General features: G+C 61.6%; 30 protein-coding genes. 18 read left to right on the plus strand and 12 right to left on the minus strand.

All coding sequences use genetic code 11. The annotated features are described in order from the left end of the window. Positions 1-123 precede the first annotated feature (123 nt). From ACVW0Y_RS02670 to ACVW0Y_RS02690, 5 genes are all read left to right on the plus strand, one after another. Positions 124-1,791 carry a histidine kinase N-terminal 7TM domain-containing protein gene (locus ACVW0Y_RS02670; RefSeq protein ID WP_457435877.1) on the plus strand — a complete coding sequence of 556 codons (1,668 nt, stop codon included), beginning with the start codon at positions 124-126 and terminating at the stop codon, positions 1,789-1,791. A 101-nt stretch (positions 1,792-1,892) separates the two neighbouring features. Next, on the plus strand, positions 1,893-2,903 hold the full coding sequence (locus ACVW0Y_RS02675; protein WP_457435878.1) for a class 1 fructose-bisphosphatase: 1,011 nt from the start codon (positions 1,893-1,895) through the stop codon (positions 2,901-2,903). Between the two features lie 3 nt (positions 2,904-2,906). Continuing rightward, positions 2,907-3,509 carry a DUF924 family protein gene (locus ACVW0Y_RS02680; protein WP_457435879.1) on the plus strand — a complete coding sequence of 201 codons (603 nt, stop codon included), beginning with the start codon at positions 2,907-2,909 and terminating at the stop codon, positions 3,507-3,509. A 65-nt stretch (positions 3,510-3,574) separates the two neighbouring features. Beyond that, positions 3,575-3,829 carry an outer membrane protein assembly factor BamE domain-containing protein gene (gene bamE / locus ACVW0Y_RS02685; RefSeq protein ID WP_457435880.1) on the plus strand — a complete coding sequence of 85 codons (255 nt, stop codon included), beginning with the start codon at positions 3,575-3,577 and terminating at the stop codon, positions 3,827-3,829. Between the two features lie 12 nt (positions 3,830-3,841). Further along, the gene (locus ACVW0Y_RS02690; protein WP_457435881.1) at positions 3,842-4,399 is read left to right on the plus strand and encodes a lipocalin family protein; all 558 of its coding nucleotides are present in this window, start codon (positions 3,842-3,844) and stop codon (positions 4,397-4,399) included. 99 nt (positions 4,400-4,498) lie between these two features. Here the strand turns inward: ACVW0Y_RS02690 and ACVW0Y_RS02695 are convergent, their stop codons facing one another. Continuing rightward, the gene (locus tag ACVW0Y_RS02695; protein ID WP_457435882.1) at positions 4,499-4,915 is read right to left on the minus strand and encodes a DUF2141 domain-containing protein; all 417 of its coding nucleotides are present in this window, start codon (positions 4,913-4,915) and stop codon (positions 4,499-4,501) included. A gap of 65 nt (positions 4,916-4,980) precedes the next feature. Between ACVW0Y_RS02695 and ACVW0Y_RS02700 the strand changes: the two genes are divergently transcribed. The 4 genes from ACVW0Y_RS02700 to ACVW0Y_RS02715 all read left to right on the plus strand — a co-directional run bounded on the left by ACVW0Y_RS02700 (position 4,981) and on the right by ACVW0Y_RS02715 (position 8,520). Further along, a complete protein-coding gene (locus tag ACVW0Y_RS02700) occupies positions 4,981-5,898 on the plus strand; it encodes a dialkylrecorsinol condensing enzyme (protein WP_457435884.1) in 918 nt (305 codons plus the stop codon). Between the two features lie 66 nt (positions 5,899-5,964). Continuing rightward, complete coding sequence (locus tag ACVW0Y_RS02705) at positions 5,965-7,122, plus strand: beta-ketoacyl-ACP synthase III (protein ID WP_457435885.1); 1,158 nt, start codon at positions 5,965-5,967, stop codon at positions 7,120-7,122. Continuing rightward, positions 7,112-7,522: a hypothetical protein gene (locus ACVW0Y_RS02710; RefSeq protein WP_457435886.1), complete on the plus strand. Its 411-nt coding sequence runs from the start codon at positions 7,112-7,114 to the stop codon at positions 7,520-7,522. Before ACVW0Y_RS02705 ends, ACVW0Y_RS02710 begins: the two co-directional genes overlap by 11 nt. Beyond that, a complete protein-coding gene (locus ACVW0Y_RS02715; protein WP_457435887.1) occupies positions 7,519-8,520 on the plus strand; it encodes a BtrH N-terminal domain-containing protein in 1,002 nt (333 codons plus the stop codon). Before ACVW0Y_RS02710 ends, ACVW0Y_RS02715 begins: the two co-directional genes overlap by 4 nt. Before the next feature lie 79 nt (positions 8,521-8,599). On the opposite strand, the gene ACVW0Y_RS02720 is transcribed toward ACVW0Y_RS02715, so the two are convergent. Genes ACVW0Y_RS02720 through ACVW0Y_RS02745 form a run of 6 tightly spaced genes read right to left on the minus strand, consistent with a single transcriptional unit; the run spans position 8,600 to position 12,979 of the window. Continuing rightward, a complete protein-coding gene (locus ACVW0Y_RS02720; RefSeq protein WP_457435888.1) occupies positions 8,600-9,157 on the minus strand; it encodes a hypothetical protein in 558 nt (185 codons plus the stop codon). Beyond that, positions 9,154-10,266, minus strand: coding sequence for a beta-ketoacyl synthase N-terminal-like domain-containing protein (locus tag ACVW0Y_RS02725; RefSeq protein ID WP_457435890.1), 1,113 nt, complete (start codon positions 10,264-10,266; stop codon positions 9,154-9,156). Before ACVW0Y_RS02725 ends, ACVW0Y_RS02720 begins: the two co-directional genes overlap by 4 nt. Then, entirely contained in the window at positions 10,263-10,529 is a 267-nt protein-coding gene (locus ACVW0Y_RS02730; protein WP_108096492.1) for an acyl carrier protein, read from the minus strand. The genes ACVW0Y_RS02725 and ACVW0Y_RS02730 overlap by 4 nt, the downstream gene beginning before the upstream one ends. Beyond that, positions 10,511-11,698 (minus strand): ABC transporter permease, encoded by a 1,188-nt coding sequence (locus ACVW0Y_RS02735; protein ID WP_457435891.1) that lies wholly within the window; start codon positions 11,696-11,698, stop codon positions 10,511-10,513. Before ACVW0Y_RS02735 ends, ACVW0Y_RS02730 begins: the two co-directional genes overlap by 19 nt. Continuing rightward, on the minus strand, positions 11,695-12,579 hold the full coding sequence (locus ACVW0Y_RS02740) for an ABC transporter ATP-binding protein (RefSeq protein ID WP_457435893.1): 885 nt from the start codon (positions 12,577-12,579) through the stop codon (positions 11,695-11,697). Before ACVW0Y_RS02740 ends, ACVW0Y_RS02735 begins: the two co-directional genes overlap by 4 nt. After that, entirely contained in the window at positions 12,572-12,979 is a 408-nt protein-coding gene (locus ACVW0Y_RS02745) for a beta-hydroxyacyl-ACP dehydratase (protein WP_457435894.1), read from the minus strand. The genes ACVW0Y_RS02740 and ACVW0Y_RS02745 overlap by 8 nt, the downstream gene beginning before the upstream one ends. 108 nt (positions 12,980-13,087) lie before the next feature. Between ACVW0Y_RS02745 and ACVW0Y_RS02750 the strand changes: the two genes are divergently transcribed. After that, positions 13,088-13,642 (plus strand): methyltransferase family protein, encoded by a 555-nt coding sequence (locus ACVW0Y_RS02750; RefSeq protein WP_457435895.1) that lies wholly within the window; start codon positions 13,088-13,090, stop codon positions 13,640-13,642. Between the two features lie 93 nt (positions 13,643-13,735). Here the strand turns inward: ACVW0Y_RS02750 and rimK are convergent, their stop codons facing one another. After that, complete coding sequence (gene rimK / locus ACVW0Y_RS02755) at positions 13,736-14,641, minus strand: 30S ribosomal protein S6--L-glutamate ligase (protein WP_108096487.1); 906 nt, start codon at positions 14,639-14,641, stop codon at positions 13,736-13,738. Continuing rightward, positions 14,638-15,120 carry a retropepsin-like aspartic endopeptidase RimB gene (rimB, locus tag ACVW0Y_RS02760; RefSeq protein WP_457435897.1) on the minus strand — a complete coding sequence of 161 codons (483 nt, stop codon included), beginning with the start codon at positions 15,118-15,120 and terminating at the stop codon, positions 14,638-14,640. The genes rimK and rimB overlap by 4 nt, the downstream gene beginning before the upstream one ends. Positions 15,121-15,226: 106 nt before the next feature. Between rimB and ACVW0Y_RS02765 the strand changes: the two genes are divergently transcribed. The 4 genes from ACVW0Y_RS02765 (at position 15,227) to ACVW0Y_RS02780 (ending at position 18,941) form a co-directional block, all read left to right on the plus strand. Continuing rightward, complete coding sequence (locus tag ACVW0Y_RS02765; protein WP_457435898.1) at positions 15,227-15,628, plus strand: RNA-binding S4 domain-containing protein; 402 nt, start codon at positions 15,227-15,229, stop codon at positions 15,626-15,628. Between the two features lie 94 nt (positions 15,629-15,722). Then, positions 15,723-16,610 (plus strand): Hsp33 family molecular chaperone HslO, encoded by an 888-nt coding sequence (hslO, locus tag ACVW0Y_RS02770; RefSeq protein ID WP_457435900.1) that lies wholly within the window; start codon positions 15,723-15,725, stop codon positions 16,608-16,610. A 155-nt stretch (positions 16,611-16,765) separates the two neighbouring features. Continuing rightward, complete coding sequence (locus ACVW0Y_RS02775; protein ID WP_457435902.1) at positions 16,766-18,310, plus strand: phosphoenolpyruvate carboxykinase; 1,545 nt, start codon at positions 16,766-16,768, stop codon at positions 18,308-18,310. Between the two features lie 208 nt (positions 18,311-18,518). Next, the gene (locus ACVW0Y_RS02780; RefSeq protein WP_457435903.1) at positions 18,519-18,941 is read left to right on the plus strand and encodes an HPF/RaiA family ribosome-associated protein; all 423 of its coding nucleotides are present in this window, start codon (positions 18,519-18,521) and stop codon (positions 18,939-18,941) included. Between the two features lie 62 nt (positions 18,942-19,003). Here the strand turns inward: ACVW0Y_RS02780 and ACVW0Y_RS02785 are convergent, their stop codons facing one another. The 3 genes from ACVW0Y_RS02785 to ACVW0Y_RS02795 all read right to left on the minus strand — a co-directional run bounded on the left by ACVW0Y_RS02785 (position 19,004) and on the right by ACVW0Y_RS02795 (position 20,999). Then, complete coding sequence (locus ACVW0Y_RS02785) at positions 19,004-19,213, minus strand: YgdI/YgdR family lipoprotein (protein WP_457435905.1); 210 nt, start codon at positions 19,211-19,213, stop codon at positions 19,004-19,006. 99 nt (positions 19,214-19,312) lie between these two features. Continuing rightward, on the minus strand, positions 19,313-19,807 hold the full coding sequence (locus tag ACVW0Y_RS02790; RefSeq protein WP_457435907.1) for a hypothetical protein: 495 nt from the start codon (positions 19,805-19,807) through the stop codon (positions 19,313-19,315). A gap of 280 nt (positions 19,808-20,087) precedes the next feature. Continuing rightward, positions 20,088-20,999, minus strand: coding sequence for a LysR family transcriptional regulator (locus ACVW0Y_RS02795; protein WP_457435909.1), 912 nt, complete (start codon positions 20,997-20,999; stop codon positions 20,088-20,090). A gap of 120 nt (positions 21,000-21,119) precedes the next feature. On the opposite strand from ACVW0Y_RS02795, the gene ACVW0Y_RS02800 reads away from it, so the two are divergent. The 4 genes from ACVW0Y_RS02800 to ACVW0Y_RS02815 all read left to right on the plus strand — a co-directional run bounded on the left by ACVW0Y_RS02800 (position 21,120) and on the right by ACVW0Y_RS02815 (position 26,381). Further along, positions 21,120-22,361, plus strand: a complete 1,242-nt coding sequence (locus tag ACVW0Y_RS02800; protein ID WP_457435911.1) for a 3-hydroxyacyl-CoA dehydrogenase NAD-binding domain-containing protein — start codon at positions 21,120-21,122, stop codon at positions 22,359-22,361. Then, complete coding sequence (locus ACVW0Y_RS02805; protein ID WP_457435912.1) at positions 22,358-24,148, plus strand: acyl-CoA dehydrogenase C-terminal domain-containing protein; 1,791 nt, start codon at positions 22,358-22,360, stop codon at positions 24,146-24,148. The genes ACVW0Y_RS02800 and ACVW0Y_RS02805 overlap by 4 nt, the downstream gene beginning before the upstream one ends. Positions 24,149-24,238: 90 nt before the next feature. After that, the gene (locus ACVW0Y_RS02810) at positions 24,239-25,207 is read left to right on the plus strand and encodes an alpha/beta hydrolase family esterase (RefSeq protein ID WP_457435913.1); all 969 of its coding nucleotides are present in this window, start codon (positions 24,239-24,241) and stop codon (positions 25,205-25,207) included. A gap of 10 nt (positions 25,208-25,217) precedes the next feature. Next, entirely contained in the window at positions 25,218-26,381 is a 1,164-nt protein-coding gene (locus ACVW0Y_RS02815; RefSeq protein WP_457435915.1) for an iron-containing alcohol dehydrogenase, read from the plus strand. Positions 26,382-26,391: the final 10 nt, after the last annotated feature.

The raw sequence follows: 26,391 nt of genomic DNA on the forward strand, positions 1-26,391 counted from the left end.
GCGCACGCGCGTCGATGCTGGCACAGGGCCTTTCTGGCTGAACCAGCGCACAACTCTCCTGGAAATTCCGCAAATGGCTTCCGAGTTCCGGGTGGTAGGTCATTGCGCGGTAGGTGTAGCGTCATGAGCCTTTGCAGTAATTCAGGTTGGGCGTTGAGCATGCCGATGGTGTTTACCCTGTTGGTATGCATTGGCGTGCTTATGCTTGCCCATTGGGTTACTCGTCAGCGCGGTTTCCCTGGTCGTGACAGTTTCTTTTTGCTGCATATGGCCAGTTTCTGGTGGCTGGCGGCGGCCAGCCTGGAGATGGCGGCGCAGGGCAGCAGTTGCAAGATATTCTGGGCCGCGATGGCCTGGCCCGGCATCGTTGGTTTACCGACGTTCTGGGCGGTGTTTCTTTGGCAGTACGTCAACAGTGAGCGCACGCCGCTGCCGTTGAGCCGAGTGGCGATGTTCGCGGCAGTGCCGGTGCTGGTCTGGCTGCTGGCGCTGAGCAGCCCCTGGCACGGTCTGTTCTATACCCCGGATACGGCAGCGGCTTCTGATCTGCCCGGCGCGCCGGTGATTTACCACCATGGCCCGCTGTTCTATGCCGCAGCGATCTACGAATACGCGTTTGTGCTGTTTTGTCTGGCGGTGGTGGTCAAGGCGGCGGTGGTCAGCCGTGGCGTGCACCGTCGGCATTATCTGGCGTTTGTGTGGGTCACCCTGCTGCCCTGGGGCGCTAACGTTTCCTATGTGGTGTGGGATGTGCAGCTGTTTGGTTTCGATCCCACGCCCTTCTGTTTTGCCTTTACCTTGCTGGCGTTCTCCTGGCTGATCGTGGGCGTGCGCCTGTTCGATCTGCTGCCGGTGGCGCGTCATCTGTTGCTGCAGGAGTTGGTTGATCCGGTGCTGGTGATCGATACCCAGCACCGTGTGCTCGAAGCCAACCCCGCGGCCTGTCGCCTGGCCGGGGTCCGTGACAATCTGCAAGGTGTGCAGCTGGATGAGTGGCCGGGGTACGGCACCGCGCTGCAGGCCTTGTTGCAGCAGCCGGATGGCGGCGCGGGTGACCGCCTGCTCACCCTGGAAAACCCCAGCCGTCATTTTGAGGTCAGCTGCCGTGCCATTGAGCGTGCCACTCGCAGCGGCTCTTCACTGCTGGGGCAGATGCTCTATTTGCGCGACGTCACTCAGCGCCATTTGAGTGAGCGCAAGTTGGCCGAGGCCCTGGCGGTGAGCGAGGACCGGTTGCGGACCATTTCCAGTCTGCATGAGCGTTTACAGGAACAGGCACTGCGCGACCCGCTCACCGGCCTGTATAACCGCCGCTATCTCGACGAATTCTTCGACCGCGAGCTGGCCCGCGCCCAGCGCGAGAAAAAGCCTCTGGCGCTGGCCTTGATCGATCTCGACCATTTCAAGGCGCTCAATGATGCCCATGGCCATCTGGTCGGTGATGACGTGCTGGTGCTGGTGGCGCAGTTGCTCAGCGATGCACTGCGCAGCACCGACGCGGTGTTCCGCATCGGTGGTGAAGAGTTTCTGTTGATTCTGCCCGGTCTCTCGCCCGAAGAAGCGCGTCAGCGCCTGGAAGCCATCTGCCGGCAGCTGGCGGAGAATCCGGTGCTCACTCGCAATGGCCCGCAAACTGTCACGCTGTCTGCCGGCATGGCCTGCTGGCCGGCGCAGGGCGAGTTTCTGGATGAGCTACTGGAAGTGGCTGATGCGGCGCTCTACCAGGCGAAACGTAGCGGTCGTAACCGAGTTTGTGGCATGGATACTGCGTCGTCCGAGGACTTGTCCTAGGCGTGTACTGAACTCTCCTGACGGCCCCCGGGTCTGACAGGAGGAATTGCAGGCAGACTCGCGCTAAACTGCGCGGGATTTCAAACCCTCTGGAGCACTCCATGTCCCGCGTTACCCTCAGCCGCTACTTGATCGAGCAGACCCGAAGCAACAATACCCCCGCCGATCTGCGCTTCCTGATTGAAGTGGTCGCGCGTGCCTGCAAAGAGATCAGCCATGCGGTATCCAAGGGCGCCCTCGGTGGCGTACTGGGCAGCATGGGCACCGAAAACGTGCAGGGTGAAGTACAGAAGAAGCTCGACGTGATCTCCAACGAGATTCTCCTCGAAGCCAACGAATGGGGCGGCCACCTGGCCGGTATGGCGTCCGAAGAAATGGACAACGCCTACCAGATTCCTGGCAAATACCCGAAAGGTGCCTACCTGCTGGTATTCGACCCGCTGGATGGTTCCTCCAACATCGACGTCAACGTCTCCGTCGGCACCATCTTCTCGGTACTGCGTTGCCCGGACGAATACCTGAGCCAGAACGATTCGCTGGACGAGCAAGCCTTCCTGCAACCGGGCACCAAACAAGTGTGTGCTGGCTACGCCATCTACGGCCCGCAGACCATGCTGGTGCTGACCTTGGGTAATGGCGTCAAAGGTTTCACCCTGGACCGCGAACTGGGCAGCTTTGTGCTCACCCACGACGATATCCGCATCCCGGAAAGCACCGCCGAATTCGCCATCAACATGTCCAACTCGCGCCACTGGGAGCCGCCAGTCAGCCGTTACGTGGAAGAGCTGTTGGCCGGTGAAGAGGGTCCGCTGGGCAAGAACTACAACATGCGTTGGGTCGCAGCCATGGTTGCCGACGTACACCGCATCCTTACCCGTGGTGGCCTGTTTATGTACCCGCGTGATTCCCGCGAGCCGAGCAAGCCGGGCAAGCTGCGCCTGATGTACGAAGCCAACCCGATGTCCTTTATCGTCGAGCAGGCCGGTGGTGTTTCCACCAACGGTCTGCAGCGCATTCTCGATATCCAGCCGACCTCCCTGCACCAGCGTGTGGCGGTTTACCTGGGCTCGAAGGAAGAAGTCGAGCGCGTTACTGCCTACCACCAGGGCTAAGCCATGAGCGCCCCTTGGCAGCCGTTGCTGGACTGGTGGTTTGGTCCAGGCGAGACGGCGGTCGAGGTGGCAAGCACGCAGAACACCCTGTGGTTCGGCAAGCGTGACAGCCAGGACGACTACGCCCGTGAACACTTCGCACCTTTGGTGCGGCAGGCGTTGGCGGGCGAACTGGAAGCCTGGAGTGAAACCGCAGAGGGTTGGCTGGCGCTGATCCTCTTGCTCGACCAGCTGCCCCGCATGATTTACCGCGACAGCCCCTTCGCCTATTCCGGCGACATACGCGCCCAACAGCTGGTCGCCCGTGGCCTTGCCGCCGGCTGGGAGCAGGCCCTGGCACCCCTCGAACAAGTTTTTGTGTACCTGGTGCTGGAGCATGCCGAGAACCTCGACAGCCAGAATCTGGCCATCGAACTGTTTGGCAGCTTGCTTGAGCAGATCAGCGACGAAGATCGCCCGTACTTCCTCGATTACCTCGACTACGCTGAACGCCACCAACGGGTAATTGCTCGCTTCGGGCGTTTTCCCCATCGCAATCAGGCACTTGGCCGCGGCAGTACGGTCGAGGAAATTTCCTACCTAAAGGAACCCGGTTCCGGCTTCTGACGTCCAAGCAGGCAGTTGCTGGCCGCCTGCGCCACGCTGTTCTCACCATTCCCTGGAGCTTATTCATGACCCTGCGTCGCTTCCTTTTGCTGTCGGTTTGCGTGTTGATCACCGCCTGCAGCAAGGTCAATCAGGACAACTACTCGAAAATCCAGGTCGGCATGAACAAGGCCGAAGTGGAAAACCTGCTCGGTACGCCCAGCGACTGCTCCGGTGCCCTCGGCCTGTCGAGCTGCACCTGGGGCGATAAAGAGCGTTACATCAGCATTCAATACGCCGGCGACAAAGTGGTGGTGTTCGCGGGCCATGGCTTGAAATAAGGGAGACGTTTTATGCGTTTGCTTCTGTCGCTATGCGCGGCCGCCTTACTGGTCGGCTGCAGCAACTCCGGCACCGGCCCGGTGCCACCGAAAACTGTGGACAAGGTCGACCTCGAACGTTACCAAGGCTCCTGGTACGAGGCGGCGCGTCTGCCGATGTTCTTCCAGCGCGACTGCGCGCAGTCCGAGGCCCATTACACCTTGCAGGCCGATGGCAAGGTCGGTGTGCTCAACCGTTGCCGCACCCTTGAGGGCAAATGGCAGGAAGCCAAAGGCGAGGCGGTGCCGCAAGAGAAGGGCAAGACCGACAAGCTCTGGGTGACCTTCGATAACTGGGTCAGCGACGTGCTGCCTGGGGTGACGAAGGGTGAATACTGGGTGCTGTACCTGGATGACGACTACACCGCCGCCCTGGTCGGCAGCCCGAACCACGAGTACCTGTGGCTGCTGTCGCGCACTCCGGAGCTGAAACCCGCCATGCGCGAGAAACTGCTGGATGTCGCCAAAGGCCAAGGCTATGAAACCGGCAAGCTGATCTGGCGGACGCCGGATGGGTTGATCAAGAAATAACGCGTCTTGTTGTAGGCAATCCGTAGGAGCGGCTTCAGTCGCGATGCTCTTGAAGCAAAAGCATCGCGGCTGAAGCCGCTCCTACGAAGAGTTATCCGGCTAGCGTTTGGCCTTGGGCGATTGCAGCGTGATCTGCACCTCGGTATCGCCCGCCCCATGCTCAAACCCGCACTTCAACGGTGCCGGCTTCCCCGTGAGCAGGGCGGGGTTGTTGGAAAACCCCACCGGCTCCAACGGCACCCCGCGCGGGCTTACATCCAGCTGGCCATTGCCATTGCTGTCCTGATACAGCTGCAACGCATAACGCCCCGGCGGCAAGTTGCGCAGACGCACCGTGGGCTCGCGGCTGTGCACTTGGCGCAGCACCGTGGCAGGCCACGCTTGTTGATCGGCAAACACCAGCGCCAGGGCCACTTCGCCCTCGGCCTGAACGCCATCAATCTTGACCACAATGTCGCCCGCCACGGCCTGCGCCCCGACGAGTAACAGCAACAAGCCGGCAGATCTGCCCAGCATGGTTACGGACGTATGAATTCTGTGTGGCATAATTCCGGCACTTTGTTGCAAGGATTGCGCGCGTTATGCGTCAGGTGTTGGTGGTTCACTATTCACAGACAGGGCAGTTGAGCCGGCTGGTCAATGCCGTGTGCGGCCCGCTACTGCAGCGCGATGATATCCAGGTGGATTTCCTCCGCGTCGAACCTGCGCAACCTTACCCCTTTCCCTGGCCCTTTCTCAGCTTTTTCCGGATATTCCCGGAGACCGTGCTGATGCGCCCGCAGCCGCTGAAACCCTTGGCGGTCGATCCTGACAAACGTTACGACCTGATCATTCTGGCCTACCAGGTGTGGTTCCTCACGCCTTCGTTGCCGATCACCAGCTTTCTCGCCTCGCCAGAAGCCGCGCGTCTGTTGCGCGATACGCCGGTGGTGACGGTGATCGGCTGCCGCAATATGTGGCTGATGGCCCAGGAAAAACTCAAAACCCGCCTGAGCCAGCTGGGCGCACGTCTGCTCGACAACGTGGCTCTCACCGACGCCTGCGGCACCGCCGCCAGTTTTCTTTCCACCCCGTTGTGGATGTTCACCGGCCGGCAGAAGCCCTACAGCTGGGTGCCGCGCGCCGGTATCGACGAAGCTGAGATTGCCGCCTCCAGCCGTTTTGGCGAAGCCATTGCCCAGCGCCTCTGCGCCGACAACACCCCGTTGCGCGAACCCATGCTGCAAGGCCTGGGCGCGGTACGCGTGGACGAAAAACTGATCGGCAGCGAAACCGTCGGTAATCGCAGTTTCCAGATGTGGAGCCGTCTGCTGGCGTTTATCGGCCCGCAGCAAAGCCTGCGCCGCGGCCTGGGGCTGGTGGTGTATGTGGCGTTTCTGCTGTGCCTGATCATTACCGTGGTGCCGCTCGGCGCCGTTCTGAAGAAGCTGCTGGCACCGCTGTTCAAAGCCCGTATCCAGCGGCAGAAAGCCTACTTTGCCGGTCCGTCCGGTGAGTGATGAGCGCGCCGGCGTTGCGCTGCGCGCTCTGCAGTGACTCGAGGCAGCACCGAAAAAGGAAGTACCGTGGTTCAACCCGTATACATCAACCGCATCAGCGCCTTTCTGCCCCATGACGCGGTCGACAACGACAGCATGGAAGCGCGCCTGGGCCTGGTCGGTGCACGCCCCTCGCGGGCGCGCAAACTGGTGCTGCGCAGCAACGGCATTCAAAGCCGCCACTATGTGATCGACCCCGCCAGCGGCGAGCCGAGCATGACTAACGCCCAGGTCAGCGCCGAAGCCATTCGCGGCCTGGCCGGCGACGGCTTTGAGCTCGACCAGCTCGACTGCCTGGTGGCCAGCAGCTCGTCCCCCGATCAGGTGATGCCCAACCACGCGGTGATGGTGCATGGCGAGCTGGGCAATCCACCGTGCGAAGTGGTGTCCACCGCCGGCATCTGCCTGTGCGGTATGAGCGCGCTGAAATACGCCTGGCTCAGCGTCGCCAGCGGCGAAAGCCAGCACGCGGTAGCTTGCGGTTCGGAAGTGGCCTCGGTGCTGATGCAGGCGAAGAACTTCAACGCCGAATATGAAAGCCGCGTCGACGAGTTGGAAAGCCATCCGGAAATCGCCTTTGAAAAAGACTTTCTGCGCTGGATGCTCTCCGACGGTGCCGGCGCCGTGCTGCTGCAACAACAGGCCAACGCCAAAGGCCTGAGCCTGCGCATCGACTGGCTGGATATCTATTCCTTCGCCGATCAGATGCCCGCCTGCATGTACGCCGGGGCCGATATGGAAGACGGCCAGTTGGTCGGCTGGAGCCGCTACGACGCTGAGGAGCGCAGCCGCCGTTCGGTGATGGCGATCAAGCAGAACGTCAAACTGCTTAACGACAATATCGTCAAATACACCGTGGAGCAGGCGCTGCAACGGATCATGTCCAAGCGCACCTTGCACGCCGACGATATCGACCTGTTTCTGCCGCATTATTCCTCGGAATTCTTCCGCGAGCGCCTGGCCGTTGGCCTGCGCAACGCCGACCTGCCGATTCCCCAGGAACGTTGGTTCACCAACCTCACCAGCAAGGGCAATACCGGCGCTGCGTCGATCTTTATCATGCTCGAAGAACTCTTCAATGGCGGCCGCCTGCACAGCGGTCAGCGCCTGCTGTGCTACGTGCCCGAGAGCGGGCGTTTCTCCAGTGCCTTTATGCATCTGACGGTGGTTGGCAATGAAGCTTGATGAGGTGCCGCAAGACCACAGCTCCACCTACGGCGGTCACAGCAAACTGGTTTACGCCGTAGATGCCGCCGGCCATTACCAGGGTTCGCAAAGCGATGGCTGGGAACCTGAGGCCTATGCCACGCAGCTGGCGGTGCAAGAACTTGAAGACCTGGCCGCCGCAGCCAATGCCGCCTGGCAACGTGGCGAGCTGTCGCCGCTGAAGTTTCTGATGTACCGCTACCGTCTGGATGAGCCGGCGTTGGCGCAGATCACCGGACTGTTTCAATGGCGCATCCGTCGGCACTTTCGCCCGGCGGTGTATCAGCGTCTTTCGCCCGCGATTCTCGGCCGTTATGCCGACGCTTTCGGTTTGCCGCTGGCCGACCTGACTCACTATCAGCACAAGGAAAAGGCATGAGCAGTTTCCAACACCGGCAGAGCGCCCACTGCGAAAGCGGCGTGATGGCCAGTCTGCTGACCCATGCCGGTCTGCCCATGAGCGAACCCATGGCGTTTGGCCTGGCCTCGGGGTTGGCCTTCGCCTACCTGCCGATCGTCAAACTCAGCGGCATGCCGCTGATTGCCTACCGCATGCCGCCCAAGCACCTGATCAAAACCCTGAGCAAACGCCTGGGGGCCAAGCTGCACACGCAAACCTTCGGCAAACCCGAGCAGGGCCGCCTGGCCCTCGACGCGGCGCTGGACAGCGGTCGCCTGGCTGGCCTGCAGAGTTCGGTGTTCTGGCTGCCGTACTTTCCCCCGGAGATGCGTTTTCACTTCAACGCCCACAATCTGTTGGCCTATGGCCGTGAAGGCAACGACTACCTGATCAGCGATCCGGTGTTCGAAGAGCCGGTGCGCTGCGCCAGCGAAGACCTGCAAAAAGCCCGCTTCGCCAAAGGCGCTCTGGCCGCCAAGGGCCTGATGTACTGGCTGGACGATGTGCCGCTGGAGCAGGACTGGAGCAAGTTGATCCGCCAGAGCGTGCTGTCCACCACGCGCATTCTCGATGGCATGCCGCTGCCGTGGATCGGCATTCGCGGCATTCAGCACCTGGCCAGCAAAGTTGAACAGCTGGACCCGAGTCAGGTGAAGTACAACCGCCTGTACCTCACCCATATCGTGCGCATGCAGGAAGAAATCGGCACTGGCGGCGCAGGCTTTCGCTTTATGTACGCGAGCTTTTTGCAGGAAGCAGGAGAGAGACTCGGCGACAGCACGCTGCAGGAAGCGTCGATGCAGCTCACCGCCATCGGCGACAACTGGCGGCAGTTTGCCTCGGCCTGCGTGCGGGCCAGCCGGAGTAAAACCGAAGCGCCGAACTTCGCGCCGATTGCACAATCGTTGCGGGGGATTGCGTTGCAGGAGCGGGCGTTGATGAAAGAGTTGGGCGCTTGGGCCAAGCGTAAAGGCTGAGGAGCAATCGCGGCTGAAGCCGCTCCTACGAGTACTCGCGGTGCTCCGTAGGAGCGGCTTCAGCCGCGATGCTTTTGATCTACAGAAGGTCCAGGGTTTTAACGGAAATGCCTACGCTCAGCTCGGCAAAGCTGGCCGCCGTCAAGCGTTCATGGCCCTCGACCAACACCCCCTGCACACAAAAATCCCCCGGCTCATCCACCACCAGCAGCAACGCCTGGCTGATCACCTGAGCCTGCAAATCCAGCCGCGCCAGGCCGAGCAACTGCGACCACACCCGTGGCCCTGCGCCGATAAACAGGTTCGGCCCTTCCAGCCCCAACTGCTGCGCCACATGAAAGCCGGCGGCATTGCTGACGCTATTCACAAACTCGAAGGGCTTGGGTTGTTTGTGCTGCACGCACACCGCCTCCAGCAGGGCGATCATGGTCGGCCGTGCGGGGTGGCGAGAGGCGAGGTACAGGCCGCAGTCGCTGCGCACGTGTTCTTTCAATGCGGCAGCGCCAAGCAGTGCCTGAAAAATCAGGCGGTCAATACGCCGTGGCGGATTGCTCAGCCATTGGCTCAGCGCCGCTTTCAAGTCTTTGTCGCTGGTGCTGGCCGAGCCACGGATTTCACTGGCGGCAATCACGTTCATTGCGCACCTCCCACGTACTGCAACACCAGACTGGCGTTATTGCCGCCAAAGCCGAAGAAGTTGGCCAACAACAGCGCGTCGTTACTCAAGGTGATGGGCTCGCCGCTCAGGGGCAGGCTGGCCGCGCCGGCATAGTCCAGGCCCGGCAACTGGCCCTGTTGCAGGGCGTGCATCAGCAGCAAGGTTTCGCTCAGGCCGCAGGCACCGAGGGTGTGGCCGAGCCAGGGTTTGAGTACGCACAAGGCGGGCATCCGCTCGCTATACAGGCTGCGCATGCCATTGCTTTCGGCATGGTCGTTGGCCTGGGTGGCGGTGCCGTGCAGCTTGACCAGGGCGACGTCGTCGGCACTGCGTTGCGCACTGTTGAGCGCTTGTTGCATCACCCAGTGGATATGGCTGCCATCTTCGCGGGTGGTGGTCAGGCTGCTGGTGTCGCAGGCGCTGAAACCGCCGAGCAGGCGTGCCAAGGGCGCTTCGCCAGGCTGCCGGCAGAGCAGGGCGGCGGCATAGGTTTCGCCCAGTACCAGGCCGTCACGTTCGGGGTGAAACGGCCGGTAATTGCCGCTGGGGCTCAGCAGGTCAAGGGCACCAAATCCCTGCATGGCCAGCGCGCTGGGGGTTTCGAAGGCCAGCACCAAGGCTCGGGAAAACTGCCCGTTGTTCAACAGGCGCGCGCCATACAGCAAGGCATTGGCCGCGCTGGTGCAGGCGGTGTTAAGGGTGAAGGCGTCGGCAAAACCCCAGCGCCGGCGCAGCTGTTCGGCGAGCAGATCCAGGGGCGTGGAGTCGCTGGGCAGAAACTGTCCCTGGGCGCTGGCCAGGGTTTCCAGGTCGGTGATATCCAGGCTGGTGCTGGCGACGATCAGCAGGCAATCGTCGAGGGTGCCGTGCTCAGCGCCAAGCGTTTCGCCGAGCAGGCGATCCAGGCGCTGGTCGAGAGTTTGCTCGTCACCGGGCACGTTCAGGTATGTGCGCGGCTGCTGCAGTTCATGCAGCAGAAATTCGCGCCCTTGGGCCTGTTGCCCCTGGCTCAGCGCCTGACTGGCGGCGAGCAGATTGTCGCCCAGGGCGCACTGCAGGGCACCGCGTTGCAGGTACACCGGGGTCACTGCGACTGCCTGATATAGGCGGCGATGGTGGCGATGGTGTTGAGAATACGCCGGCCGTCTTTGGCACCTTCGATGCGCACGTTGTAATGCTGTTGCAAGGCCAGGGACACCTGCAGGGCGTCGAGGCTGTCCATCTGGATGCGGCTTTTCGGGCCGAACAGCGGCTCATCGTCGGCGATGCTTTGCCAGTCGATATCGTCTTCCTTGTCGCATTCGCGGATCAGCAGCTGTTTGAGCTGTTGTTCTAATAGTGTGTGGTCCATTGCGTGTGCTGCACTCGCTGCTTGAACAGGAACAACCCCAACGAACCCAGCACGGCGGCAAGCAGCAGCAGGCGCAGGCAGTAGGGGGCGATGTCGGCCAGTGAGCCGTGGCCCACCAGCAGGGTGAGAAAGGCGTCCAGCGCCCAGCTCATGGGAGACACTTCGGCCAGTTGGGCCATGGCCGCCGGCATCACGCTCTTGGGCACCATGATGCCGCCGATGGCCGCCAGCAGAATATTGATTCCGCCGCCAAGCAGCAGCGCCTGTTCGGCACTGCGTGCCAGGGCGGCGAGCAGCAGGCCGAGGCAACTGGTGGTCAGGGCAATGCTGAGCGCCAGCAGCAGATAGGCCAAGGGACTGCCCGGCAAGTTCAACGGCTCCAGGCCCAGGGCCGGCAAACCATAAACCCCGAGCGTCAGCAGCAAGACAAACTGCAGCAGGTTGAGCGCCATATACGGCAGCACCTTGCTCAGCACCAGGGTGCGCAGGCTCAGCCCCAGGCAGCGCAGGCGCAGCAGCGTGCCGCTCTGCTGCTCGCGCTGAAAACCGCCAGCCATCGGTAGCACGACGAAAAACATGCCGAAGATCAGCCAGGCCGGCACGCTCATCTGCGTGGCATTGGCCTGGCTGCTGAGGTCGCCATTGGCCAGTTGCTGCTGCTCGTCGATCTGGCTTTGGGTGCGCTGCTGAATCAGTTCCAGGCGTTCGGCAGCGCTTAGCTGTGGGTCCAGCGCGCCGCTGTCTTGCAGGTAGGCGAGCAGGCGGGTCTGCGCCAGGGCGATGCTGACGGCGCTGTGCAAGCGCTGGCGCGACAGGCGATCGAACTGTGCCGGGAAACTGAGGCTCGGACCTTGATGCGGAGTAGTCAGTAGCGTGTCGAAGAAATCCGCGGCCAGGCGCACGCTGGCCAAGCCGACGCGGGCCTCACTGCCAATCGGGCTATCGGGCAGTTGCGCTTGCAGCGCGGTGCGGAAAAACTCGCTGGCTTCACTCTGCTGCGGCACTTCCAGACTCAACTGCAAGGGCGGCAAACGGTCCTGCATATAGCTGGACATGGCCCCGGCCATCAGCAGCAGAAACAGCGCCGGCATGATAAACAGCACCGCCAGGGCATGGGGGTCGCGCACCAGCAGCAGCGCCTCTTTGCGCATCAGGGCGGTGAGCCTCATAGCTGGCCTCCGTTGAGGCGCAGGTACAGCTGCTCCAGCGAGGGACGGCCGAAACGCATCAGGGTGGGCAGCGGTGATTGGCTGGCGACAAAGTCGCTGATCACCGCCAGCTGCCTGCCATCCAGCGCGGCGATACGCAGGCCCCGTGGGAGCAATTCGGCACTCAGTTCCAGGCGCGTGAGCACGGCGGCCAAACCGGCTGGTGGTTGCTCGGGCCATTCCAGCAACAAGCCATGATCGGCACCAAGCAGCTGGCTGGTATCGAGGTCCAGGCGCACCTGGCCTTCATGCAGCAGCAGAATGCGCTGGGCCACCCGTTCGACTTCTTCCAGATAGTGGCTGGTGTAGATCACTGCCTTGCCGCTGGCGGTCAGTTGCTCGACAGCGGCCAGCAGCAATTGCCGGCTCTGCGCATCGACACCGACTGTGGCTTCGTCGAACAGGTAGAGCTGCGCCGGTTGCAGCAGACCGATGGCGAAATTCAATCGGCGCTGCTCGCCACCGGACAGGCTGTCGGCGCGCCGCTGCAGCTTGTCCGCGAGGCCCGTGCAGTCGATGCACAACTGCAGGCGTTCACGGCGCTCGCTACCGCGCAGGCGATAGAGGTCGGCAAACAGCTCGAGGTTTTCGCCCACCTTCAGGCCGGCATAGAACGCCAATTGCTGTGGCACCAGCGCCAGGCTGCGCGGTCCATGCCAGATAAGCTGGCCTTGTTGGGGTGCCAGCACATTGCTGAGCAGAGACAGTAGGGTGGTTTTGCCGGCACCGTTGCTACCCAGCAGGCCCAGGCATTGGCCGGCATGCAGCTGCAGATTGATGTTCTGCAAGGCCGCCCGTTCGCTGCCCGGGTAGCGGTAGCCGAGGTTGCGCAGTTCAAGCACGGACCAGCACCAGCAGCAATTTGCCGTCCAGTAGCAGGTGGTTGTGGGCGTGGATGCTGAAGGCATACAGGGCACCGGCAGGGCTCAGTGCTTGCTGGGTGGCCTCGACCAGCAGTGGGCCTTCGCGCTCATCAGGGTCATGGTGCAGCTGCAGTTGTGAGAGCTTGCCGACCAGGGCCATTTCAATGGCACTGTCGTCGCCGTATAGGGCACCATGCGCGGCACATAGCTGGGCGGCCGCTTCGAACAGTAGACAGGGCGAAGCATCGGCACCGAAAGCGGCAAGATACTGCCACGCGCTCAAGCCCTGAATGCGCTGGGCATCATGGCCGAGCAGGCAATCCAGCCAGAGGGCATTGCCCTGGTGGGGCAGCAGCGTGTGCAGTTCGGTGCGATCCATTGCCTGCCGGGTAGGAATTTTCGAAGGCCGGCAGTGTAACAGAGGGCCCGCAAGCGGCGCAGCGCCTGAGGTGGGCGCAAGTCGCAGGGTCGATAAAAGGAGAAGGGTATGTGGCAACAGTGGCTGGCGTTCGTGCTGGGATCAGGCGTGCTGGTGGGGATCTCCTGGCGGGCCATAAGCCATCCGCAGTCCCATGGGTTTTACCGCTTCTGGGCCTGGGAGCTGATGCTGGCGCTGCTGGTGCTGAATGCACCGGTGTGGTTCGACGACCGTTACTCGTGGAGTCAGGAGGTGTCGTGGACGCTATTGTTTCTGTCGCTGGTGGTGCTGTTTCTGGGCATCTACCAGCTGCGTCGTGATGGCCGGCCGAGTGCGGAACAGCGTACTGATGAAGAGCTATATGCCTTCGAGCGCACCTCGCAACTGGTCACCGACGGCATCTATTCACTGATTCGCCACCCGCTGTTCTGCTCGCTGCAGCTGCTGAACTGGGGCATTTTTTTCAAACAGCCGGGCGTGCTGACCGGGTTGCTCGCGCTGGGGGCGAGTGGGTTTCTGTACCTGGCGGCCAAGCGAGATGAAGCCGAATGCACCGAGTTTTTTGGCCAGGCGTACCGCGACTATATGCAGCGCACCAAGATGTTTGTGCCGTACGTGTTCTGATCGCCACGTATATCCGTAGGAGCGGCTTCAGCCGCGATGCTTTTAGATCAAGAGCATCGCGGCTGAAGCCGCTCCTGCGGGAAATACGTCAGCTCAACCCTTGCCCTTGGTGCGCACCATATTCGGCCCGCCGTTCTTTTCCAGGTGCTGAATGATGATGCTGCCGACGTCCTTGCCGGTGGTCACTTCAATGCCTTCCAGGCCCGGTGAGGAGTTCACCTCCATCACCAGTGGGCCATGGTTGGAACGCAGGATATCCACACCGGCCACCGACAACCCCATCACCTTGGCGGCGCGAATCGCGGTCATGCGTTCTTCCGGGGTGATCTTGATCAGGCTGGCGGTACCACCGCGGTGCAGGTTGGAGCGGAATTCGCCGGGTTTGGCCTGACGTTTCATCGAAGCGATCACCTTGTCGCCCACCACAAAGCAGCGAATATCGGCACCGCCGGCTTCCTTGATGTATTCCTGCACCATGATGTTCTGCTTCAGGCCCATAAAAGCCTCGATCACCGACTCCGCCGCTTTCTCGGTTTCGCACAGCACTACACCGATGCCCTGGGTGCCTTCCAGCACCTTGATCACCAAAGGGGCACCGTTGACCATCTGGATCAGGTCGGGAATGTCATCCGGCGAGTGGGCAAAGCCGGTCACCGGCAGGCCGATGCCGCGGCGCGAAAGCAGTTGCAGCGAGCGCAGTTTGTCCCGCGAGCGGGCGATGGCCACGGACTCGTTGAGGGGAAACACACCCATCATCTCGAACTGGCGCAGCACCGCGCAGCCATAGAAGGTCACCGAGGCACCGATCCGCGGAATCACCGCGTCGAAGCCCTCCAGCGGCTTGCCGCGGTAGTGGATCTGCGGCTTGTGACTGGCGATGTTCATATAGGCGCGCAGGGTGTCGATCACTACCATTTCATGGCCACGCGCCTCGCCGGCTTCAACCAGGCGACGGGTGGAATACAGACGCGGGTTACGCGACAGCACAGCAATCTTCATGCAGCACCTGTGGCAGAGGTAGAGGAGGCCGGAAAAGAGGGTTTGTCCTGGATATAGCTGAGGCCCGGGTTGACCACCAATTGGCCATCGACCAGGGCTTTGGAACCGAGCAGCAAGCGATAGCGCATGGCCCTGCGGCAGGCGAGGGTGAATTCCACCTGCCACACCCGGTCACCCAGGGCCAGGCTGGTGCGAATCACGTAACGGCTTTGGGTGTGACCGTTGGAGCTCTTGATGGTTTTAACTGCCACCAGCGGTGCTTCGCAGTGACGATGGCGCAGTTGCACCAGGGTGCCGAGGTGGGCGGTGAAGCGCACCCAAGGCTGGCCATTGCGTTCGAACGGAACGATGTCGGTGGCATGCAGGCTGGAGGTGCTGGCGCCGGTGTCGATCTTGGCGCGCAGGCCGGCCACACCGAGGTCGGGCAGGGCAATCCATTCTTTCAGACCGATAACGGTGAGTTGGTCGAATGTCTTCAAAAGCGGCATTCCGCAAAAGGTGAAGGGATTCTAGCTGCGCAGTATGACAACCGCACCCGTGGATCATTGGTTAGAGTAGAGCCGTCACGAAACCGTAAGGCCGTTCATGAAAGACCACGACGAAGACAACAAAGTACGCTTGGATAAATGGCTATGGGCTGCACGCTTCTTCAAGACCCGTGCCCAGGCCAAGGAAGCTATAGAAGGTGGCAAGGTGCATTGTCGCGGCGAGCGCTGCAAGCCCGGCAAAGAACCCAAGGTCGGCGATGAGCTGCAGATCCGCATTGGCTTCGACGAACGCACGGTGCTGGTGCAGGCATTGTCCGCCGTGCGCCGTGGTGCACCCGAAGCGCAGCTGCTGTATAGCGAGACCGAAGACAGCATCGTCCGCCGCGAAGCCGCTGCCGCTCAGCGCAAGGCCGGCAGTATTGGCGTGGAAACCGATGGCCGGCCAAGCAAGAAGCAGCGCCGTCAGCTATTCCAGTTCCGTGGTGACCGTGGCTTATAGACGGCACCCGCGTCGGTGATAGAGAAGACTCGCTTGGTCGCTTACCGGCTTTGCGCATAAAATCGCCGGCCCTGGCAAAGGTTGCGAATCCGCTATGTCTGATTTTTCCCAACGCTTTATGTTCGACGACAGCGATGTGCGCGGCGAGCTGGTGTCCCTCGGTGAGAGCTATGCCCATGTGCTGGCCAAACACCCCTACCCGGAACCCGTAGCGCAACTGCTCGGCGAACTGCTGGCCGCTGCGGCGCTGCTGGTCGGTACCATGAAGTTCGATGGCCTGCTGATTCTGCAGGCGCGCAGCTCCGGTGCCGTGCCGCTGCTGATGGTGGAATGCTCGAGCAACCGCGAAATTCGCGGCATCGCCCGCTACCACGAAGAGCAAGTGACGGCGGACGCCGGCTTGCGTGAACTGATGCCTGAAGGCGTACTGACCCTGATCGTCGACCCCACTAAAGGTCAGCGTTATCAAGGGATTGTCGGCCTCGACGGAATCAATCTGTCGGAATGCCTGTCTGACTACTTCGCGACATCTGAGCAATTGCCGACGCGCTTCTGGCTCAACGCCGATGGCCGCCGTGCCCGTGGTCTGCTGTTGCAGCAGCTGCCAGCCGAGCGCATCACCGACGCAGAAGAACGCGCCGCCAGTTGGCAGCACGTCACCGTGCTGGCCGACACCCTGAGTGCCGAAGAGCAGCTGGGCCTGGACAACCAGACCCTGCTGCACCGCCTCTACCACGAGGAAAACCTGCGCCTGTTCGATCCGCAGCCACTGCAATTCAAATGCAGCTGCTCGCGGGACCGTTCGGCCAACGCGCTGGTCAGCCTGGGTGAGCCGGATGCAGAAGCGCTGCTGGTGGAAAGCGGTGGCAGCATCGTTATCGACTGCCAGTTCTGCAACGAGCGGTATGCATTCGATGCCGCCGATGTCGCGCAATTGTTCGCCGGTGGTGGGGTGAAATCCCCCTCCGATACCCGGCACTGATAATGCAGGGCGTTCAGCGCCCAGTGAAACTGATCAGAGGCTGCACCTGAATTGTGCTTTCTGGCATAATCCGGCCACTTTTTTATATGTAGTAGTTTTTTGATCGTTACTACAAAACGTTTGGAGGCTCGGCTCGAGGCCGACGGGGACCCCATATGACGCAAGCCAATAACGCCGTTTACACCGACATTAGCGCCGCACAACTGGTCGAAGAGGCCATCCGTCGTGGCGAAGGCGAACTTGCCGCCAACGGCTCGCTGGTTGTCCGCACTGGCCACCGCACTGGCCGTTCGCCAGTCGACCGTTTCATCGTTGACGAGCCAGGCACCTCGGCTGCTATTGCCTGGGGCCCGATCAACCGCAAGTTCCCTGCTGACAAGTTCGACGCCCTGTGGGACCGCGTAGAAGCCTTCGCCGGCACTACCGACCGCTTCGTCTCCCACGTGCATGTAGGCGCAGACCCTGCCCACTACCTGCCGGTCAAAATGACCACCACCACTGCTTGGCACAACCTGTTCGGCCGTTGCCTGTTCATCGAACCGACTGCCTACAACCCGAGCAGCAAAACCGAATGGCAAGTGCTCAACGTTCCAGGTTTCGAATGCGTACCTGAGCGTGACGGCACCAACTCCGACGGTTGCGTGATCCTCAACTTCGCCGCCAAGAAAGTGCTGATCGCTGGCATGCGTTACGCCGGCGAAATGAAGAAAGCCATGTTCTCCGTGCAGAACTTCCTGCTGCCGGCCGTCGACGTGCTGCCAATGCACTGCGCCGCCAACATCGGCGAAGAAGGCGACGTGACCCTGTTCTTCGGTCTGTCGGGCACCGGTAAAACCACCCTGTCGGCCGATGAAAGCCGTTACCTGATCGGTGACGACGAGCACGGTTGGGGCGTGGGCAGCGTGTTCAACATCGAAGGCGGCTGCTACGCCAAGTGCATCGACCTGTCGCAGAAGAACGAGCCGGTTATCTGGAAAGCCATTCAGTTCGGTGCCGTTCTGGAAAACGTGGTGCTCGACCCGGTTACCCGTCTGCCGAACTACGCCGACGACAGCCTGACCCAGAACAGCCGCGCCGCTTACCCGATCGAACTGGTCGACAAGCGCTCGGAGAAAAACCTCGGTGGCGAGCCGAACGCGGTGATCTTCCTGACCTGCGACCTGACCGGCGTGCTGCCACCAGTGTCGATCCTCAACGAAGAGCAAGCGGCCTACCACTTCCTGTCCGGCTATACCGCGCTGGTCGGTTCCACCGAAATGGGTTCCGGCGGCGGCATCAAGTCGACCTTCTCCACCTGCTTCGGCGCTCCGTTCTTCCCGCGTCCGGCTGGTGAATACGCTGAGCTTTTGATCAAGCGTATCCGTGGCTTCGGCTCCAAGGTCTACCTGGTCAACACCGGTTGGACTGGCGGCGGCTACGGCGTTGGCAACCGCTTCAACATCCCCACCACCCGTGGCGTGATTGCAGCAATCCAGAGCGGCGCGTTGATCGGTACCGAAACCGAGCACCTGCCGATCATCAACCTCAGCGTACCGAAGTCGGTACCTGGCGTTGAAACCAAGCTGCTCAACCCACGCAACACCTGGGCTGATGGCAACGCTTACGACGAAGCGGCCAAAGGTCTGGCGCAACAGTTCGTTGAGAACTTCAAGAAGTTCGACGTTTCTGACGCCATCAAAAACGCCGGTCCTCAGTTGTAAGAGCCCGATGTTTTAAAAAAGCCGCCCTCGGGCGGCTTTTTTATGGCCGATCGATCTCCACCGATGCGCGTAGGTTGGGTTGAGCGCAGCGAAGCCCAACGGGAGGCTATCCGTCAGAAACATCCGGGCAGATATAGATCAATGCTTTACCTGAACCTTGCCTGTATACCTGTCTCCAACACCTACAACCGTCGTAAACGAGGTAGCTATGCAAGTTCAAGTCAACAGCAACGATATGCAAGGCAGTGCCCGTCTTCAGGAGTGGGTGGGTGCCGCCGTCAGTGATCGTCTGGAACGCTTCGACGATTTTCTCACCCGTCTGGAAATTCACCTCAGCGACGAAAACGGCGCCAAGGCCGGTGCCGAAGACAAGCGCTGCCAGATCGAGGCCCGCCCTAAAGGCCACCAGCCGCTGTCCGTCACCCACAAAGCCGAATCCCTCGACCTCGCCGTTGAAGGCGCGGCAGAAAAAATGCGCCATGCCCTGGAGCACCTGATGGGCCGTCTGGACGCGAAAACCCTGTCCACCGGACATATTCCCAACGAATTGAGCGAAAGCACCGGAGAGGACACCGATGCTCTGTTGCAGGAAGACTTCCTCGCCAACCAATACGCCCGCGGCAAAGACTGATCGCTGCCAGGCATAAAAAAACCGCCCCTCGAGGGCGGTTTTTTTATCCAGCCTGATCGGTATCAGCGCTCGATCAACTGTTTCACCTGGGTTTGCGGAATCTGTTGCGAGTTGCCCTCGGCATCCTCGTATTCCAGCAGGCCAGTCTCTTCATCAAGCTCTGGCTTGCCTTGGGAATTGATCATCTGGCCGTCGGTGGTGTTGATGATGTAATCGCTGGAGCAACCCGCCAGGGTCAGCAAACAGCAGGCAGCGAATATCCACTTTTTCATAGTCGTTCTCCTCTAGGTATACCTACAGAAGTTGACCGGGTGGATGGCTAAAAGGGTCAATGTTTTTTCGCGTACAAACACGATCCTACGGGAACGAGATTAGGCCACCAGACCCCGATTAAGCAGATCCGGCCCCGCCTGGGTTTCCTGATAAACCGCAATCGCCTGGGTGGCGACCCGGGTGGTCACTTGGTTGGGATCAGGCCCGAAGCTCTGTGGATTGCTCTCTACACCCAGCTGCTGGCGCGCCAGGTTCTCCGCTGAGAACGGGTTGTTCAGGTCGTCCTGCTGCTGGTTGAAGGCGTCCAGCCGCGCTTGAGCCAGCTGGTCCTGCAAGTCCTGAATCCGCTGCTGAGCCTCTTCACGCAGTTCAGTCTGACGCTCCTGCTGCGTCTCACGCTGTTCCTGGGCGCGCAGCTCACGCTCTTCCTGCAGGGTTTGCTGACGGGCGAGGGCCGCTTCGTTGTTGGCCGCCAGCCGCTCCGCCAGGGAGGTGCTGGTGCTGGCCTGCGTGGCGTTGGTTTGCAGGTTGTTCTGCACTAACGGCGTGCTGGTGTAGTAGGCGTTGTTTAGGCTGTCGATGGCTAAGGGCATAAGGTTCTCCCTGGTTTTATGGCCCGGGAGTGACAGTGTAAGGGCGTACACCGGGGCTTCTTAGGCGGATGCGGCATAGCCACCGGAAGCAGATGATCTAGAACTTTTTGCCCTCGCCGCTGACCCGGCCTGGTTGAAATTCGCCGCCGCTACGCTTGATTGACCATGGGCAAAGGGCTGTGGCGAATCGCCTGCCGGGCGGTTGCAACAACGCGTTTTGCCTTATGCCGCGCGCTGCCAGGCGCGGTCATGGGGAAAAGCCGACGAACGTAGCTATTTCTCAAGCCTCGGGCTGACCAATCAGCACAATCTGCTCCACCAACCACTGCAGTGCCGGGTCGCGCAGACGTTGACCGAGGTGGACGATTTCCAGGTGAAAGGGCCCCAGCGGCATCGGCAGCGGCCACAGCTTTAGCGGCAGCAGGGTAGCGAAATGCTGCGCCAGCTGACTGGGCAATACCGCCGCCAGATCGCTGCTGGCGACGATATGCGCGGCCTGCAGATAGTTCGGCGTGGTGTAGGTGATGGTGCGGCTCAGGCCCTGATCCCCCAGCCATTGATCGACCATGCCGCGGGTTTGCCCGCCATGCACCCAGAGATGATGCAGGGCGAGAAAGCGCGGCAGGTCCAGCAGCTGTTCCGCCGCCAGCAACGGATGCCCATCGCGGACCGCCAGCTGCAGGGTTTCGCTCATCCAGTGACGGCGTGCGAAGCGCGCAGGAATCTCTTCGAAGCGACCGAGCACCAGATCCAGCTCGCCTTTGTCCAGGGCATCGCTGGGCAGAGTCGGGCTCAGGTGATGGATCTCGATGCAAATGCCTGGTGCCAGCCGACTAAGCTGCTCGATCAGGCGCGGCATACAGATCAGCTCCACATAGTCGGTCACGGCTATCTTGAAATGCTGCTTGCTGTGCGCCGGATCAAACACCTCGCCGGCGCTCAGGCTCTGCTCGATCTGCTGCAAGGCCGCGTGAATCGGCCCGGCCAGTGCCTGCGCCCGCGGGGTCGGTTGCATGGCGCGGCCGACGCGCACCAGCAGCGGATCGTCGAGCAATATCCGCAGGCGATTGAGTGCATTGCTCACTGCCGGCTGGCTCAACGACAGGCGCTCCGCGGCCCGCGATACATTGCATTCGCGCAGCAAGGCGTCGAGCACCCGCAGCAGGTTGAGGTCGAAGGTGGATATATTCATTGGGTGAATGCCAAATATCACAAGACTAAATTTCAAAAATAGTAGCGCTTTACTTATGGTGTTGGGCGTTTTTGCGTTTTGCCCGCTTGTTGGCCAGCCCTCTAATAAAAGGAGTCCGAGATGACCCAAAGCAGCTTCGATATTCAACGCGCCGCCGTAATCGGCGCCGGCACCATGGGCCGGGGCATTGTCATGAGCCTGGCCAATGCCGGTATTCAGGTGCTGTGGCTGGACAACAATGCGCAGATGCTGGAACAGGCCATGGCTGTGGTCGCCGACACCAACGCACATAACGTCAAACTTGGCCGCATCAGTGTTGAAGACTCCATTGCCCGCCTGGCCTGCGTGACGCCGGTAAACGACTACGCAGCCCTGGCCGATGCCGATCTGGTGATCGAAGCGGTCTACGAAAACCTCGAACTCAAGCAGCAGATTTTCCGCACCCTGGATGAAACCGTAAAACAGGGCGCGATCCTCGCCAGCAACACCTCGGCCCTGGATATCGACGCCATCGCCAAGGTTACCAAACGTCCAGAGGTGGTCCTCGGCCTGCACTTCTTCAGCCCTGCGCACATCATGAAACTGCTGGAAATCGTACGCGGCGAGAAAACCGCCAAGGCCGTGCTGGATGCCGCCGTGGCCCTGGGCAAACGCATCGGCAAGGTCAGCGTGGTGGCCGGCAACTGCGACGGTTTTATCGGCAACCGTATGCTGCATACCTATGTGAAAGAGGCGCGCATGCTGCTGCTTGAAGGCGCTTATCCGCATCAGGTTGACGCCGCGCTGCAAGGCTTCGGTTTTGCCATGGGCCCGTTCCGCATGTACGACGTGGTTGGCATCGACCTGGAATGGCGTGCCCGTGAACTGGCCGGCAAGGGCCAGGACGAGCCGGCCGTGCAGGTCGATAATCGCCTGTGCGCCCTCGGCCGCTTCGGCCAGAAGGCGCGCATGGGTTACTACCGCTACGCCGAAGGCAGCCGCCAGGCCGAGCATGATCCGGAAGTGGACGCGCTGGTGCTGCAGGTGTCCGAGCAGTTGGGCTTCAAGCGCCGCTCGATTGGCCAGGAAGAAATCCTCGAGCGCTGCCTGCTGGCGTTGGTCAATGAAGGGGCGAAAATCCTCGAAGAAAACATCGCCGCCAACAGCCATGACGTCGACCTGGTCTACCTCAACGGCTACGGCTTCCCGAAAGAGAAAGACGGCCCCATGAGCTGGGCCGACAGCCAGGGCGTGGACGACATTCTCGCGCGCCTGCGCACCCTGCAAAGCCACCTCGGCAACCACTGGCAGCCAGCGGCGCTGATCGAACAACTGGCGGCCAGCGGCAAACGCTTCGCCGACGTCAAAGAGGGTTCGCTATGAGCTACCAAGCCCCCCTGCGCGATATGCGCTTTGTGCTACACGAAATGTTCGACGTCGGTGCCCACTGCGCGCTGCTCGACAACGGCCTGGACCGCGAACTGGTGGATGGCGTGCTGGAAGAAGCCGCGCGTTACACCGGTGAAGTGGTGGCACCGCTCAACCGCAGCAGCGACGAAGAGGGCGTGACCCTGGTCGATGGCAAGGTCACCACACCTACCGGTTTCCGCGATGCCTACCAGCAATATGTGGATAACGGCTGGGCCAGCATGACCGGCCCGACCCAATACGGCGGCCAGGGTTTTCCACAGATGGTCGCCGCCAGCTTCCATGAAATGCTGATGGCCGCCAGCCTGTCGTTTCGCGTGTATTCCGGCCTGACCGAAGGTGCCGTGCTGGCGCTGTACAAGCACGGTAGCGAAGAACTGAAGAGCGCGTATCTGGGCAAGATGGTTAGCGGCAGCTGGACCGGCACCATGTGCCTCACCGAACCGCAGGCCGGCACCGACCTGGCCCTGCTGCGCAGCAAGGCCGAGCCGCAAGCCGACGGCAGTTATGCGGTGACCGGCAGCAAGATTTTTATCAGCGGCGGTGAGCAGGACATGTCCGAGAACATCGTCCACCTGGTGCTCGCCCGTCTGCCCGATGCCCCGGCCGGCGTAAAAGGCATCAGCCTGTTGCTGGTGCCCAAATACATCGCCAAATCCAATGGCGCGCCGGGTGAGAAAAACACCCTGAGCTGCGGTGCCATCGAACACAAAATGGGCATCAAGGGTGCCGCTACCTGCGTGATGAACTTCGACGGCGCCAAAGGCTGGCTGATCGGCAATGCCAACCAGGGCCTGGCATGCATGTTCACCATGATGAACGACGCGCGTTTCCAGGTTGGCCTGCAAGGCCTGGGCATTGCCGAACGCTCTTACCAGGGCGCATTGAGTTATGCCCGTGAGCGTCTGCAATCCCGTGCCCTCACCGGCCCGGCCGCGCCGGATAAAGCCGCCGACCCGATCATCGTGCACCCTGATGTGCGCCGCATGCTGCTGACCCAGAAAACCCTGGTGGAAGGCAGCCGCATGCTGTCGGCCTACACCGCGCGCCAGCTTGATCTCGAGCACGGTCACCCGGACCCGGCCGAACGCAAAGTGGCCAGCAAGCGCGTGGCGCTGCTGATCCCCATCGTCAAATCGTTCTTCACCGACATGGGCCAGGAAGTGGCCAGCCTCGGTGTGCAGATCTACGGCGGCCACGGTTATATCCGCGAGTGGGGCATGGAGCAGCTGATGCGCGACAGCCGCATCACGCAGATCTACGAAGGCACCAACGGCATTCAGGCGCTGGACTTTATCCGGCGCAAACTGCTCGGCGATGGCGGTGCCGAACTCAATGCCCTGCAAGATGAATTCGCCGCGCTGTGCGACGCGCAAGCCGGGCGCAGTGAACTGGCCGATCTGGTGCAGCCGCTGCAGGAGCGTCTGCACGAATGGCGCGACCTGACCGCCGACGTACTGGCCGCCAGCAACCGCGACCCACAAGAGATTGGTGCCTGCTCGGTGGACTTCCTGCAATACAGCTCGTATGTGTTGCTGGCCGGTCTATGGCTGCAAGCGGCAGCACGGGCGCAGGATGCGCTGGATGCCGGCACCGGCGAGGTGGATTTCTACACCGCCAAACTGCACAGCGCGCGGTTCTATATGCGCCGGGTGCTGCCGCGGGCTAGCAGTCACCGGGAGATGTTGCTGGGTGGGGCGGATTGCCTGATGGCGTTGCCGGAAGCGCACTTCGCTTTCTGACCAAATCGCGGCTGAAGCCGCTCCTACGCGCAATCCGTAGGAGCGGCTTCAGCCGCGATAAATCCTGAAAACAACAAAAAGAGGATCAGGATGAAAAAGCTCTTTTGCGTATTGATCGTGCTGCTGGGCCTTTTCGCCTGTCTGTACGCCTACTTCGCCTACGCCCCCCGGCCTAATCCGCCGACCCTGAGCGCCAGCCTGCAACACGACCATATCCAGGTTGGTGCGCTGGACCGCCAGTACAGCTACTACGTGCCTAAACAACTGCCGGCCAACCCGCCGTTGCTGTTCGTGCTGCACGGCTCGCTGCAAACCACGGAGGACATCCGCACCTACACCGGCTACGAGTTCGAGCGCCTGGCCGACGCCCAGGGTTTTGTCGTGGTGTACCCACAAGGTTTCGAGAACAACTGGAACGACTGCCGCAAGGCCGCCGACTACCCGGCGCGCAGGCAAAACGTCGATGACAAAGGCTTTATCGCCGCATTGATTCAGCGCTTCGCCGAGCAGCAACACATCGACCGTTCGCGGGCTTTTTTAACCGGCTATTCCAGCGGCGGCCACCTGGGTTTCCGCTTGGCCCTGGAGCAGCCCGACTTGCTCGCCGGTGTGGCGGCGGTATCAGCTAGTCTGCCGACTAACGATAACCTCGCCTGCCAAAGCAGCGGGCAAGCGGTGTCGGTGCTGGTGGTGAATGGCACCGACGACCCGATCAACCCGTTCAACGGTGGCCAGGTCACCCTGTTCGGTCTGGGCAATCGTGGCACCGTGCGCTCTTCGGCCGATACCGTGGCTTATTTCGCCGGCTTGAGTGGTTACTCGGCTAAGGCCAATGTGCAGCAGGAACCGAGTGCAACCGTACGCTTGCAGCAGTGGCAGGCGGCGGGGAAACACGAGGTCGCGCTATATGCCCTGGCCGGCGGCGGTCATCTGGTGCCGCAACCGATTTACCGCGCCCCGCGTTTGCTGGGGCATAACACCGAAGGCTTCAACGCACCCGAAGCCATCTGGGCCTTTTTCGCCCGCCAGCCTCGCGCTGTTACACCGCCTTCACCTTAAGGAGATCGCCATGCATCCGTTCAGCTTTGCCACCACCGCGCAGATCATCTGCGAATCCGGCTCGGCTCGCCGCCTGGCCGCCCTGTGCCGTGAGCGCGGGGCCAGCTCGGTGCTGATCGTCACCGACCCGGGTATCACCAGGTTCGGCCTGCTCAACGAGGTGCTGCCGGGCTTTGCCGATGAAGGCCTGAGCGTGGCGGTGTTCGATCAGGTGGTGGCCGATCCACCCGAAGCCATTGTGCTGCAAGCGGTGACCCAGGCCCGTCAGCTGCGCGCCCAACTGGTCATCGGTTTTGGCGGCGGCAGCTCCATGGACGTCGCCAAGCTCGTCGCTTTACTGGCGCACCCGGACTGTCAGCAGGAGCTGAAAGATATCTACGGCGTGGGCAATGCCAAGGGCCAGCGCCTGCCGCTGATCCAGGTGCCGACCACCGCCGGCACCGGCTCGGAAGTCACCCAGATCGCCATTATCACCACGGGCGAAACCACCAAGATGGGCGTGGTCTCGCCCCTGCTGTTGCCCGACCTGGCGCTGCTGGATGCCGACCTGACCCTCGGCCTGCCGCCGGCCGTCACCGCCGCTACCGGTATCGACGCCATGGTGCATGCCATCGAGTCCTACACCAGCGCCCTGAAGAAAAATCCGCTGTCCGATCTGCTCGCCCGCGAAGCCCTGCGTCTGCTCGCCGCCAACCTGCACGAAGCGGTGCACAACGGCCAGAACCGCAGCGCCCGCCAAGCCATGCTGCTCGGTGCCTTGCTCGCGGGCCAGGCCTTTGCCAACGCGCCGGTGGCGGCGGTGCATGCCCTGGCCTATCCGCTGGGTGGGCACTTCCATATTCCCCATGGCCTGAGTAACGCGCTGGTGCTGCCCCATGTGCTGCGCTTCAATGCCAGCTCGGCCAGCGCGCTGTATGCCGAACTGGCACCGTTGCTGCTGGGCGACAAGCTCCAGGCCGGCGATGCGCAGAGCCTGACCGAGCAATTTATTGCCGAACTGTCGGCGCTCAATGAACGCCATGGTCTGCCCAGCCGTTTGCGTGATGCTGGCGTGCCGCAAGCGATGCTCGCGCAACTGGCCAGCGACGCGATGCTGCAGCAACGCCTGCTGGTGAATAACCCACGCGCCGTGACCGAAGCCGATGCCCTGGCGATCTACCAAGCCGCTTACTGATGAGTACACC

The organism is Pseudomonas sp. TE3786 (assembly GCF_054057335.1).